General features: G+C 65.6%; 11 protein-coding genes and 1 pseudogene. 8 read left to right on the plus strand and 4 right to left on the minus strand.

Features of this window, described 5'->3' with window-relative positions:
- Positions 1-271 precede the first annotated feature (271 nt).
- From QC826_RS22995 to QC826_RS23025, 7 genes and pseudogenes are all read left to right on the plus strand, one after another.
- Positions 272-979: a virB8 family protein gene (locus QC826_RS22995; RefSeq protein WP_279762627.1), complete on the plus strand. Its 708-nt coding sequence runs from the start codon at positions 272-274 to the stop codon at positions 977-979.
- A complete protein-coding gene (locus QC826_RS23000) occupies positions 976-1,800 on the plus strand; it encodes a TrbG/VirB9 family P-type conjugative transfer protein (RefSeq protein ID WP_279762628.1) in 825 nt (274 codons plus the stop codon). The genes QC826_RS22995 and QC826_RS23000 overlap by 4 nt, the downstream gene beginning before the upstream one ends.
- Positions 1,801-1,887: 87 nt before the next feature.
- Entirely contained in the window at positions 1,888-2,976 is a 1,089-nt protein-coding gene (gene virB10, locus QC826_RS23005) for a type IV secretion system protein VirB10 (RefSeq protein WP_279762629.1), read from the plus strand.
- A 5-nt stretch (positions 2,977-2,981) separates the two neighbouring features.
- Positions 2,982-4,016: a P-type DNA transfer ATPase VirB11 gene (gene virB11, locus QC826_RS23010; protein ID WP_279762630.1), complete on the plus strand. Its 1,035-nt coding sequence runs from the start codon at positions 2,982-2,984 to the stop codon at positions 4,014-4,016.
- A 185-nt stretch (positions 4,017-4,201) separates the two neighbouring features.
- Positions 4,202-5,668, plus strand: a pseudogene (locus tag QC826_RS23015) (type IV secretory system conjugative DNA transfer family protein); the annotation flags it as partial.
- Between the two features lie 1,385 nt (positions 5,669-7,053).
- Positions 7,054-7,965 carry a GNAT family N-acetyltransferase gene (locus QC826_RS23020; protein ID WP_279766580.1) on the plus strand — a complete coding sequence of 304 codons (912 nt, stop codon included), beginning with the start codon at positions 7,054-7,056 and terminating at the stop codon, positions 7,963-7,965.
- Positions 7,966-8,065: 100 nt separating this feature from the next.
- On the plus strand, positions 8,066-8,956 hold the full coding sequence (locus QC826_RS23025) for a hypothetical protein (RefSeq protein ID WP_279762631.1): 891 nt from the start codon (positions 8,066-8,068) through the stop codon (positions 8,954-8,956).
- Between the two features lie 253 nt (positions 8,957-9,209).
- On the opposite strand, the gene QC826_RS23030 is transcribed toward QC826_RS23025, so the two are convergent.
- Positions 9,210-10,166, minus strand: a complete 957-nt coding sequence (locus QC826_RS23030; protein ID WP_279762632.1) for a hypothetical protein — start codon at positions 10,164-10,166, stop codon at positions 9,210-9,212.
- Positions 10,167-10,650: 484 nt separating this feature from the next.
- On the opposite strand from QC826_RS23030, the gene QC826_RS23035 reads away from it, so the two are divergent.
- A complete protein-coding gene (locus tag QC826_RS23035) occupies positions 10,651-11,076 on the plus strand; it encodes a hypothetical protein (RefSeq protein WP_279762633.1) in 426 nt (141 codons plus the stop codon).
- Between the two features lie 2 nt (positions 11,077-11,078).
- Here QC826_RS23035 and QC826_RS23040 read toward each other — a convergent pair whose 3' ends face one another.
- The 3 genes from QC826_RS23040 to QC826_RS23050 all read right to left on the minus strand — a co-directional run bounded on the left by QC826_RS23040 (position 11,079) and on the right by QC826_RS23050 (position 12,971).
- Positions 11,079-11,627, minus strand: a complete 549-nt coding sequence (locus tag QC826_RS23040; protein ID WP_279762634.1) for an RNA polymerase sigma factor — start codon at positions 11,625-11,627, stop codon at positions 11,079-11,081.
- A gap of 176 nt (positions 11,628-11,803) precedes the next feature.
- Positions 11,804-12,493 (minus strand): response regulator transcription factor, encoded by a 690-nt coding sequence (locus tag QC826_RS23045; protein WP_279762635.1) that lies wholly within the window; start codon positions 12,491-12,493, stop codon positions 11,804-11,806.
- Positions 12,494-12,515: 22 nt separating this feature from the next.
- Positions 12,516-12,971, minus strand: coding sequence for a lytic transglycosylase domain-containing protein (locus QC826_RS23050; protein WP_279766581.1), 456 nt, complete (start codon positions 12,969-12,971; stop codon positions 12,516-12,518).
- Positions 12,972-13,148 lie beyond the last annotated feature (177 nt).

Here is a 13,148-nt window from a genome sequence, read left to right on the forward strand (position 1 = left end):
CTACTGACCTCGATGTTGAGCGCTTGCTCGTCCACCTTGCCGGATTTGAAATATCCGAACGGACATACGCGGGTTCCCGTCAACGCCAAACGAAGCCTCCCCGCCGCCACGGCGGCCGAGCCGGCGCAGGCCCCATTCCTGCCGCCCGCCGCGCCGCCAAGCCGGCCGGGACCGGAACGCTGAAACGCGCCGGGCACGGCAAGCCATGCCGCCGCCGATCCGGCGCGCGGCCAAGCATCGTTCATTTCAACTCTTCAAACCAGGAACGCATATGTCAGGAAAAAAATCAGATGGTGGCGCGGCACAACAATTGTCGGGCCTGAGCTGGGAAGCCGATGTCGTGTTAAACGAGCGCCGCTCGCGCATCCTCGCCTGGCGCGTCGCCAGCGTGGCCATCGCCATCGCGTGCGTCATCGCGCTGGCCCTGCTGCTGCTCATGCCCTTGAAACAGGTGGTTCCCTATGTCATCACGGTGGACAAATTGACGGGCGAAAGCAGCATCGCCATGTCGTCGAAGAACTTCGTCACCAGCAGCACCTTGAACGACAAGCACTGGGTCAAGAGCTTCCTGCTGGCGCGCGAACGCTACAACTTCAAACTGCTGCAGTACGACTACGACACCGTCAAATCGTTGGCCGGCGACGCTCCCTGGAAGGTCTACAGCAAGCTCTACGACGGCGATGCCGGACTCGACAAAAAGATCGGCGAAAACACCGAGATCATGCCGACCATACTGAGCATCACCCTCAACGAGACCGGCATCGCCACCGTGCGCTACGAGCTGCGCACCAAGGACATGCGCTCGGCCTCGGAGCCGGTGTTGACGCGGCGCGTGGCGACCATCCGCTACAGCTACAAGGCGCAGGGCAACCGCAAGGAATTCGACCTGATCGACAACCCGCTCGGCTTCACCGTCGACGCCTATCAAACCGATCCCGAGTTCATCAATCCGAGCAACCCGGCGGGTGAAAGCAAATGAAGCGCCTGTTGATGACGGCGCTGCTGCTGGCCTGCGCGGCCGGCCACGGCCAGGCCGCGGCGCGCGACAAGGGCGAAAACAAGGACAAGGCGGACCAGGCCCGAAAGGCCGAGAAGGTCGAGAAGGCCGACCTGAGCCGGGTCGAGCGCGTCATGTACGCGGAAAACAAGGTGGTGCGCGTCGCCGGCATCATCGAGCAACCCTTCCTGATCGAACTGCGCAACGACGAGCTCATCGACGACGTGGCCGGCGGCTCCATCGCCGGCTGGGACGTGCACAAGAAGGGCAACCGCCTGTTCATCCGCGCGCTGCCCCAGGCCAAGGCGACCACCCTGCTGGTGACGGCCGGCAGCCGTTCCTACGTGTTCGACCTGCTGCCGAAAAAGGCCACGCCGGAGGCGCTGGCCCAGCGCCGCTCGAAGATCGTGTTCGACTATCCGGCGCCGGCCGGCGCCGTGCCGCCGCCCCTGCCCGGCCGCAACGACTTCCGCAACGACAACTACTCGATGCAGGTGGTGGCCGAGGGCGCCGACATCCGCCCGCGCGAGGTGTACGACGACGGCCGCTTCACCTGGTTCAAATTCCCCAACAACCAGGAGGTGCCGGCGATCTACCGCAGCGAGCTCAATTCCAGGGAGGAAATCCTGGTCAACTCGCACCGCGACGGCGACTACATCGTGGTGCAGGCGCTGGCGCCCCTGTGGAACCTGCGCCTGGCCGAATCGATGGTGGGCATCTTCAACGAAAGCTATAACGCACAGGGTGTCGCGCCGGTCAACGGCACCACCGTGTACGGCCTGTCCAGGGAGGGCAAGCAATGAGCCAAGACAATCCGAACGACACGGCGGCGGAGGGACCCGGTCGACGCCCACCGCTTCAACGCGGAGCCCAAGCGCAAGCGCAGCAGGGTGCTGTTCACCGTGGTCGTCGCCTTCGTCATCGTGATGGGGGTGGCCGGCGCGGCCGTGCTGATGGTCAAGAAACAGTTGTCCGCCTTCATGGCCGAGCGCGCGGAAAAGCAGGCGCAGGAAAAGGAAAGAAACAAGGCCGAGGAAGGCAACGAGCGCAAGGGCAAGATCTTCGGCAACCTCGGCATCGGCGGCATCGGCGGCATCGGCGGCATCGCCGCCCTGCCCGAGTCCTTCGCCAAGCCGCCCGCCGCCGCCCTGCCCGGGCCGGCCGGGAATGGCGTGGCGCCGCTGCCCGATCTGCCGCCGCCCCATGCGGAGGCGCCGCTGCCCAACCCGGCGCCGCCGCCCGGCATGATGCTCGACGCCGGCCCCGCCCCGGCGCCGGGCGCGGGCGCCGGGGCCGGCGCTGGCGGCGGCGAGGCCAAGCCGCGCAACGTGCAGGCGTTCGCCGCGCAGCAGACCATGATGCTGCCGCTGACGGCCACCCCGCAGGCGCGCGCCGCCAACCTGGGCGAGCGCTCCTACCTGCTGGCCCGTGGCGCCTTCATCCCCTGCGTGCTGGAGACCCAGCTGATTTCCAACATCCCCGGCAACGCCAGCTGCGTGCTGCCGCAAAACATCTATTCGGACGACGGCAAGGTGTTGCTGATGGAAAAAGGCAGCAAGATCGTCGGCCAGTATCAAAGCGACGTCAGGGCCGGCGACAGCCGCATCGCCATCCTGTGGCAAAGGGTGAAGACCACCACCGGCGTGGTGGTCGACGTCGACTCGCCGGCCGCCAGCGGCGTCGGCGCGATGGGCGCGGCCGGCGTCGTCGACAACCACTGGAGCGAGCGCATCGGCGCGGCCTTCCTGCTGTCGCTGGTCGACGACGCGATCAAGATCGAGGTCGCCAAGCATAGCCAGGGCAACACCGTGGTGCTGCCCAGCGCCAGCATCGGCACCGCCAAGTCGCTGTCGGAAAAGGTGCTGGACTCGACGATCAACATTGCGCCGACGCTGTACAAGAACCGCGGCGACCGCCTGATGGTGTACGTGAACCGCGACCTGTGGTTCAACGGCGTCTACAACCTGAACCAACGGTGAACACGATGGAACCACAAAAAGCAGTCGTACTGGCCCTGCACCGCGAAGCGTCGGTGCAGGTGTTCCTGGAACCGTTCATGGCCTGGCTGGACGATCCCGAGGTGACCGAGATCGCCGTCAATTCGCAGGGCGAGGTGTGGACCGAGCAGCGCTCGCAGTGGCGCAAGCACACCTGCCCGCTGGCGACCACCAAACTGCTCAAGTCGCTGGGCACGGCCATCGCCACCTATTCGAACCAGAAGTGGGACGCCGGCACGCCCATCCTCAGCGCCTCGATGCCGAGCGGCGCGCGGATACAGCTGATCATGCCGCCGGCGGTGGAGGAGGAGCGCTATTCCTTCACGCTGCGCAAGCCGTCCACGCTGACCCGCAAGATAGACGACTTTTCGGCCGCCGGCCTGTTCCAGAAAATCCGCCCGATGCAGGCGGCGCTGAGCGACAACGAGCGGGAATTGCTCAGGCTGCTGGAGGCGCAGCAGTACGAAGCCTTCCTGAAACTGGCGGTGCAAGCGCGCATGAACATCGTGGTGGCCGGCGCGACCGGCTCCGGCAAGACCACCTTCATGAAGGGGCTGGTGCACGAAATCCCGAAAGGCGAGCGCATCGTCACCATCGAGGACGTGCGCGAGCTGTTCCTGCCGCACGAGAACTGCGTCCACCTGCTGTACAGCAAGAACGCGCAGGGCCAGTCCAACGTCAAGCCCAAGGGCCTGCTCGAGAGCTGCCTGCGCATGAAGCCGGACCGCATCCTGCTGGCCGAACTGCGCGGCGACGAATGCCTCTACTACGTGCGCAACGCCGCCTCCGGCCACCCGGGCAGCATCACCAGCTGCCACGCCGGCTCGCCGGCGCTGGCCTTCGAGCAGCTGGCGATCATGATCCAGGACTCGCCGGGCGGCGCCAACCTGAGCTTCGACGTCATCAAGCGCCTGCTGGTGTTGACCATCGACATAGTGATCCAGTTCCAGAACCACCTGGGCGACCGCTTCATCAGCGAGATCTACTTCGATCCGCGCAAAAAACTGGAGGCGATGCGATGAAGGCCAAGCCGGCAAAGAAGGCCCTCAAGGCCGGCGCCTACGTGCTGTCGGCGCTGCTGCTGCTGTGCGCCGCCAACTACCTGGCCGGCGTGCTGCTGTTCCTGAGCTTTCTCGAACATCCCGCCGACGCGACCTTCCTGACCATCGAGCACGCCTACCTGGCCCATCCGGACGGCGCCACGCTGATGCGCCTCAAGGTCAGCGTGGTGCTGTCCCTGCTGGTCTGCCTCGGCCTGCCGCTGGCCCTGCGGCTGCGCTTGCGCAGCAAGGGCAGCGACTTGTACGGCAAGGCCCGCTTCGCCGACATCGACGATATCGAACAGGAGAACCTGCACACCAGCAAGGGCTTGGTGATCGGCAAATTCAAGGACCAGCTGCTGCGCCTGGGCGGCTATGAATTCGTCCTGCTGGCGGCGCCCACCCGCACCGGCAAGGGCGTGGGCTTCTGCGTGCCGAACCTGTTGCAGTTCGGCGAGTCGGCCGTCGTGCTCGATATCAAGGGGGAGAACTACAACCTCACCTCCGAATTCCGCCGCCGCTTCCTGGGCAACGAGATCTTCTACTTCAACCCCTTCGCGGAAAACACCCACCGCTGGAATCCGCTGTCCTATATTTCCACCGACCTCAATTTCCGCGCCAACGACCTGATGGCGCTGGCCAGCATCATCTATCCCGTCAACGAAAAGGACCCGTTCTGGTCCGACGCCTCGAAAAACCTGTTCGTCGGCCTCGGCTTGCTGGTGCTGGAAACGCCGGAACTGCCGCAGACCATCGGCGAGGTGCTGCGCCAAAGCTCCTCCAAGGGCCAGCCCATCAGCACCTATCTGAACGCGATCATCGCCGCCCGGGCGGCGGCCGGCAAGCCGCTGTCGCCGGCCTGCCGGGACAGCCTGAACCGTTTCCTGGGCAATTCCGAGACGACCCTGAAAAGCATCCTCGGCACCTTCACCGCGCCGCTCACGCCCTGGGGCAACCCGATCATCGACAAGGCCACCTCGGACAACGATTTCGATCTGCGCGACGTGCGCAAAAAGAAGATGACGATCTACCTGCACATCCCGGCCGGCGAGATCATGCAGGCCGGCTTCATCGTCAACCTGTTCTTCTCCCAGCTGATCAACGAGAACGTCAAGGAATTGCCGGAGCAGAATCCGGCCCTCAAACACCAGTGCCTGCTGCTGCTCGACGAGTTCACCGCGATGGGCAAGGTGGCCATCATCGCCAAGGGGGTCGGCTACATGGCCGGCTACAACATGCGGCTGGCCATCATCATCCAGGACAAAACCCAACTCGAGGCCGTCTATGGCAAGGAGGACGCGCACAACATCGTCAGCAACATGGGCGCGGTGATCTACTTCACCCCCTCGCAGGTGAGCGAGGCCGAGGAATACTCCAAGATGATCGGCAACAACACCGTCAAGTCGAGCAGCATGCAGCTGGCGAAAGGCTTGCTGGGCGGCCTGCAGGGCAACGCGGGCGGCAGCGAGACCGAATCGTTCCAATCGCGCGCGCTGATGCTGCCGCAGGAATTGCTCAACATGAGCAAGAACCTGCAACTGGTGGTGCGCTCGGGCATCCCGGTGATCCAGGCCGGCAAGATCCGCTACTTCCAGGACGAGTACTTCAAGGAACGCTTCAACGCCGTCAAGATGCACGAAGTGAGCATCGGCAACGAACGGCGCCGGGTGCCGGTGCCGGTGCGGCTGCCGTCGGGCAACTGGCCGGCCTACAATGCGTCGCTGGCGGCCAGCGATTTCTATCTGGGCTACGTCAAGCAGATGGCGCCGGCCGATCCCAAGCAGGCGGCGCCGGCCGAGGCCAAGCAGGCCGCCGCGCCGGCGGCGCGGCCCGAACCGGCGGCAACGGCGGAGCCCGTCGACGCCGCGCCCCTGCCGGCGCTGCCGGCCGACCATGAACCGTTCTGCACCCTGCACGCGCGCCTGCTGTCCGGCGCCGCCCTGCCGTCGCCATCGATGCGGGTCGCCCTCAGTTACGCGGAAGGCATGGTGCGCTACTGGCAGGCGGCGCAGGCGGTCGGCGGCGTCGACGCCGACGAGGCGCTGGTGGTGGTCGACCTGGCGCCCGGCGACGGCCGCTTCGCCTGGAAAATGCTGGCCGCCCTGCAGCAACGGCTGGCCAGCGCGGCGCGGCCGCTGCCGCCCTTCCTTTACCTCGCCGGCGCGGCCGACGCAGGCGAAGAGGCCCGCCTGAACGCGCTCTTCGCCGCGCCGATACTGGCGGGCGGCTTCAGGGCGGTGGCCCGCCAGGCCCTGTTGGCCGGCCGGGATTGGACGGCCGGCGCGAATCCGGCGGTGCTCATCGCGCACGGCCTGCTGAGCGGCATGGCGCATCAACTGTTGGCCGTCCACTACGGCACCGTTCTCGGCGCGCAGGCGAAGGCCGTCGCCCGGCCCGCCAGCAACGCCGGCGTGCTGCAGCTCGACTATCAGTGGCCGCCGTTGCCGGACGGCGCCCTGGCGCCGTCCGGCGCCGCCGTCATGGCCATGTACCAGGCCAACGTGAACAGCGCGGCGGTGCTGCTGCCCAGCGGCGCGCTGGCCTGCGTCGACGATCTCTCCCGCATCAGCGGCGGGCGCTTCCTGTTCCTGTGCGCCGACCGCGCGGTCGGCGACGAGCGCTCGATACGACTGGGGGCCTGCTCGGTGCCGGAACAGCTGCCGCTGCCGGCGCAGCCGCTGCCGACCAACTACCACGCGCTGGCCTGGCATCTGCGCGGCGCCGGCGCCGGCGTCTGGCAACAGCGCATGGCCGACGGCGACATGCACTTCAGCGTGGCGCTGCGCGACGACGCGCACGAGGAGCTGTTGTCGGTCCTGCCCGAGCTGCTCGTGCCTCTCGAAGACGTGCGCCATGTCGAGGCGGGGCGCGCCGTCATGGCGCCGCCGCCGAAGCCGACGGCACTGGCCGACTGCCTGGCGCTGCTGCTGCAAAGCGGCTGCGATCCGCAGGCGTTCGAGATCCTGCTCCCGGCCATGCTGGCGAACGACTGGGCGCTGTCGATCACCACGCAGGAGCAATGGCGCGACGCGCTGGCGCGCACCTGGGCGAACCACCTGCCCCGGGTGGACGAACTGGGTATCGCAAGGAATTTGGGCAGGCTGGCGATGCAAGTGAACCACTACGGCCTGGCCGGCGCGATCTGCCGCAGGGTGCTGGGCTGGAGCGCCGACGACGCCGACGCGCTGTACTGGCTGGCCCTGTGCGAAGCCGAGGCGGGCCGCGTCGAATCCGCCATCGCGCAGTTGCGGCCGGCGGCGGCCCGGCCGGCGCCACCGGCGAACTGCGCGGCCCTGCTGGCGACGCTGGAAGCCCGCCTGCAAGCCGATCGGCCCTCGCCTGGTTCCGCCCCGAACTGGCGGACGCGGCCCCGTTGCGCCTCGAACCGCTGGCGGAGCACCATGCCGAGTCCCTGTATTTCCAATATCGCGATCCGCAAATCGCCGCCATGGCCATGCTGCCGGCGATGGCCACGCTGGAACAGGCGCGCAGTTGGATCGCCGGCCGGACGGCGGCGCCCGGCGCCATGTGTTGCGCGGTACGGCATGAAAACTGGGGGCTGGTCGGCATGGTCGGCCTGCAGGCGGCGGCCGACAGCGCCGTCCTGACCCTCTGGATGGGGGCCGACCACCAGGGACGGGGCTACGGCCCGCTCGCCGCCGCCGCTTTGATTCGGCTGGGCCAGGCCGCCGGCCTGCGGCAGATCTTCGCCGCCGCCTTCGGCTGGGCCCCGCGCTCGTCGCGCGTCCTGGCCGACATCGGCCTTGAGCGGCTGGCTTGGACTGCGGCGCAGCCCCACAACGATCTATCGTTTTTCCGCCTTGGCGCAGAGAAGAACGAACAACAGATGCACGCCGAGTTTGGCGCGCTATGCCGGGCAATCAACAGCCCATACCAACTTGACGCTTTGGCCGTGGCGGACACCGAGTAGCACCCGCAGAACCTGCCGGGGCGGAACACCAGTGCGGCACGCCTGGCAGGCATGGCTTTAAGCAGTCGAACATTTTCACACCATATCAAAGGACATCACAATGCAAAAAATTGCTAAAGCAGCCGCCGAGGCCGCAGCCAAAGCCCGCCCGGTGCTGGAGCGCGCGATGCGACCAGCCGTACGCGCCGAGGGAGACGCGGCCGTCAACTATGGGCCTTCAAGAACCGACGCCTCGAATGGTTTCCCTCGGCAACCCTCAGAAGTGGAGTCGCTTGGCCAAAAAATCGCGGAAGAGCTCGGTGCACCGGATGGTGCCGGTGACATGAGCCAGTACATCAACATGCAAAAGGACGCCGCCATTCGGCAGGAGTACAAACAAGGACTCAGTGAGCGCGCAGGTCCAATCAATGCCTTCGTTTCCGGCAGCGGAAATACCCAGGCCAAGGCCGATGCGTTGGCCGCGAAGGCGGCTGCTCTCGAGGGCGGCACCTGGGAGGCAATTGAAGGCGGTTCCTGGCTTGACAATGGGCGCCTGATTACCGGGTTGGGCGTGCGAAATACACCGCAGACGCTCGATGTCGCACGTACCCTGGGGCGCCTCGATGGCGGAAAAATGATGACTCATAGCCAGGGAGATCTTTCCACGCTAACCGCCGTGGACAGCATAAAGAGAGACCATCCGGAAGTAATAGAGACCTCGATTACCAGCATAGGCTCGCCTTTAGGGCAGGCCTACACGCAGGGCGCCACACGAGTGACCGGGCAGGTCGATCCGATTCAGGTAGTGCGGGGGCCAATGAGCACGGTCTTTGCACAAGCCCCCATGGCCAGCACAACGGTCGAGGTCACAGGAGGCCATGGTGGCGACAATTACCTGGACAAACTGGCAGCCATGAAGAAGTCATCTGCCGCCCCCTCGCCGGAGCCAAGCGCGCAGAGCCATACGCAGGCGTCGCCGGCGGAACAGCAGAATGAAAGAGAGGGGAAATGACGGCGCCATCGCGATATGGTAAGAAGAGGCACGCGACACCGCACATGAGGACTATTCGGCGCATCGACACGACGCATTAAACGGTGAAAAAGGAAAAAAGGGAATTCACGACGAATTCCCTTTTTCTAATTTATGTCCCTGTGGCTGGCGTAATCAACATGCATGACGCAAGCCCTGGCTCCGATCGCGGCTTTTCCGGTGTCACTAATCCTCTTTACCGAAGTCCCCATGATCGCTGCCACGAGCCGAGTGATTACTCGCGCCAGATGAGAACCCCAGGTTCATCTTGCTGTGGCAGGAGGTTGTCAACCTCGACGTTCAGGACGGGCAATTGCATTGCCGCCTTCAGCAACAATTTTTGTTGCTGATAGAATTCATGCGCAGGCATGCCCTTCATGGACCCCGTCTCGAGCTTGGAGGCATCAGCCTTATTCCAGGTCGCATAATAATTTTTTGCCTTGTTGCGTCCCAGGCTATGGTTCTTTAATCGTTGCTCGTTCAGGGATGTTTCCAAGGTGCCAATATCCCCCACGACTTTATCAATCAATTCACGGTTGGCTTCATTCTTGCTGCTCTTAAACGCCGGCGAAGTACCCAGCGCAACCGTCCTGACAGTTACCCTGGGATCGTCACGCAGCGTCCTCACATCATCCCTGATTCTGAGTAAAGATGCACCGCTATCGGCAAAATCCATGACGATCACCGACTTCGGATCGCCAAGCTTTTGCAACTTGCGGTCGACATAATTATTAAAATCCGGGGTAGGCGCCCCTTCCCGTGGGATGCTACTGGCATTGATCGTGGCAACCTTGAACCCTCTGTCTTTGAGCGCCCATTTCACCAGTTTCGGGCTGGCACCCAAGGCCAGAACGGCAGGGCGTTCATTGCTTTCTATTTCATCTAGCCTCGGTTCCCATTCCTCCAATTGGGAAATGGCAGAATTGACATTTTCGATCAGTTCTTTATGTTCACACCGAGTGTTAAACATCTTGATTGCCGCACTGAATTCATCAGCGTGCACCCCAGGTTCACAAAAAACCGCCACAACACCGCCTATCACGTCCTGAGACTTGCGTTCGTCCGTATGGGAGGCGGGCTTGATATCAGCGACTTCGATCAGGTTGGTAGCCTTGTTGTGAACCAGATACTGGCGGGGAGTACCGGATTGGGAACCGTCGGGGGATTCGAGAGAGCTGTAACTCGATGGCATATTGCTTTCCTATTCGTGAATAAAATGACATGCCGCGAACGGAAGATGTCGGCATGGAAATGGCTTGCTGGTTGAATGGATAGGAGCGCGCGTCCGCAGGACGTGGACCCGCACTTAGACCTATGTGGCGCCGACCTCCGTTTGGTTCCCTTGCCGCCGGCATGTGGCGTTCGTGGCCTTGGCCAACAGCGTGGACACCGCATCCGCCCCTGTTTTGGGCAAGGGCCTGATATCGACAGGTAGCGACGACAACGAGGGCATGGCATCCGCATCGGCCAGGGAACCACAAGGCCCCCGCCACCACCCAATGTCCGGCCGGCCCTGCGCGCAAGGAAAGAAGTTTGCGCGCCGTGCGGCCATGCGTAAAATGGCGCATCGCATCGCATCGCATCGCATCGCAACGGCCCGGCGCTGCGGCGCCGCGGCGATCCAGGAACGGCTGCCTGGCAGGCAACGGCCTTCACCTTGGACTAGACAGTTGGATATGACAGACGGACTCGATGGCACGCTGGCGGGCATGCAGCAATTCTTGCGGGAGATGGTCGACCTGGCCGACCAGGCCGAGCGCGCGCATACGGCGCCGGTGCTGGAACTGCGGTTCGGCGTGATCGGCACGCGCACCACCGTGACGGCGCCGGCCAGCCTGACCATCGTCGCCCAGCTGCCGCCCAGCGCGCAACTGCCCTACCACAGCTGGCCTCCGCTGGCGCTGGACGCGGCCGCGCAAGGCGCCACCGAATTACTGTGGCAGGCCGACAGCGGCTGCTATGTGGCGATCCGCACGCTGCCGATCACCAGCTTCACCGACGAGGCCGGCGTGTTCGACGCGATCATGGCGCTGGCCGACGAGGCCCAGGCCTGCTACGCGGCCGCCAGCGCGACGGCCGCCGCGCCCGGCCACGCCGACTAGGCTCAAGCGCATTCCTGCCGCATCGCGCTGCGCACGCGCGACACGCGCGAGCGCACCGTGCCGATCGGGATGTGCAGCCGTTCGGCCGCCTCCTCGTAACTGGCCTCGCCGTCGAGCACCGCGTCGAAGGTGGCGCGGATCGGCGCCGGCAGCGCGTCGAACAGGGCCTGCACCCGGGCGGCCGTCTGGCGCAGCTCGACCAGCTTGGCGGGGTCGGCGTCCAGGTCGGCGATCTGCTCCATGAAACCCTCCTCGACGCATTCGTACAGGTCGGCGCAGTTGCGCCGCACCTGGTTGCGCGCCAGGTTCAAGGCGATGCCGAACAGCCAGGTGGACGGCTTGGACAGGCCGGCGAATCGCCCGGCGCAGCGCGCCGCTTCGACGAAGGTGGCCTGCACCACGTCGGCCGCGTCCTCGGCGTTGCGCAGATAGCGCTGCACGAAGCGCAGCAGGTGCAGCCGGTGGCGGCGGTACAACTGGTCCAGGTCGAGCGGCGCCACGACGCCAGGCACGGCGGCTGCTGGGTTCGTTTCCAAGGCGTTCTGTGTCATGGTTTTCTCTCCAATGCTGCGTTGAACATCCGGTTGCTGCCAGGCCGGTGCGACGCAAACGACGGCCCGGCCTTGACTTGGATAGACGATATCAGCGGCCCGAACGGGCCGGCGCGAACGCTGAGTATTGATGAGGAATTGAGGAATTTTGAGGATTCGGGCGGCGGGGGGCCGCCTCAATCCAGGCCGGCCAGCTCGAGCCGGTAGCCCTGGTTGTAGGCGGTGCGGATATTGATCGCGCCGGCCACGCCGGCCGACAGCTTCTTGCGCAGCTTGTAGACGTGCTGCTCGATGGTGCGGCCGGCCACCTCGCTGGCGCTGCCCCAGATCGCGCTGCCGATGGTCTCGCGCGAGATGTACACGCCCGGCGAGGAAAACAACAGCCAGGCCATGGTGAACTCGCGCGGCGTCAGCTCGATCGGCCGGCCCTGGTAGAGGAAAGTGGCGGCCTCGCGGTCGAGCTGGAAGCCGGCCAGCTCGATGCAGCGGCGGCTCTGGCGCCGGCCGGCGCGGCGCAGCACGGCGCGGATGCGCGCCACCAGCTCGACCTCCTCGAAGGGGCGCGCCAGCACGTCGTCGGCGCCGGCGTTGAGCAGCTCGGCGATCCACTCGGCGTTGCGCGGCGCCGACAGCGCCAGCACCGGCGTGTTCTCGCCGGCGCGGCAGGCCAGCCAGGAGAACAGATTGTCGGCGGCCGGGCCGTCGTCGCCGATGTCGACCAGGATGAAGTCGAAGCTGCGCCGGTGGACGGCGCGCAGCAGCAGGGCGTCGCTGGCGAAGCGCTCGCAATCGAAGCCGGCGCGCGCCAGCGCCAGGCGCAGCTGTTCGAACAGCGCCTCGCCATGGACATAACAGGCGATGATCATCGGCGCGGGTGGGCCGGCGGCCTCATTGCGCGGCGCGCCGTTGCGGCGCGGCCGGCGGCATGTTGCGGTAGACCCGCTGCGCGTACTGCAGGCGCAAGGCCGGCTTGCTGGAGTTGTAGGCGCCGACCGCGTCCCACGAGTAGCCCAGCCTTTGCATGTTCTGCGCCAGTATCCAGGCGCCGACCTGGATGCTGGTGCACGGTTCGAGCAGCCGCCGCTCGTCCAGGCCGAAGCGGCGCAGGCGCGGCAGCCAGCTGCTGTTGATCTGCATCAGGCCGACGTCGTAGCTGCCGTTCTTGTTGCGGTTCATGGCGGCCGGGTTCAGGCCCGACTCGGTCTTGGCGATGGCGTACAGCAGCTGCGGACTGACGCCGTAGCGGGCGCCCGCCTCCTCCCAGCAGGCCTGCGCGGCGCCCGGCGCCAGCGCCAGCGCCAGCGCCAGGCAGGGCAGCGCCAGGCGCGGCAGCGCGGCCCTCATTGGAACAAGTCCATGCTCCAGCCGGTGGACAGGGGCACCTGCTCCACCACCCTGCCGTCGTAGGTCCTGAAGCTGGCCCGGTCGTAGGGCCGCTTGGCAGCTCGAAGGTGGTCCAGGCCGGGCGTATCCACACGCTGTAGCCGCTGCGGTTGCGCTGCACCGTCTTCGACAGCGTGG

It is taken from the genome of Rugamonas sp. DEMB1, from assembly GCF_029834475.1.
GTDB classification, from domain to species: Bacteria; Pseudomonadota; Gammaproteobacteria; order Burkholderiales; family Burkholderiaceae_D; genus Rugamonas; species Rugamonas rubra.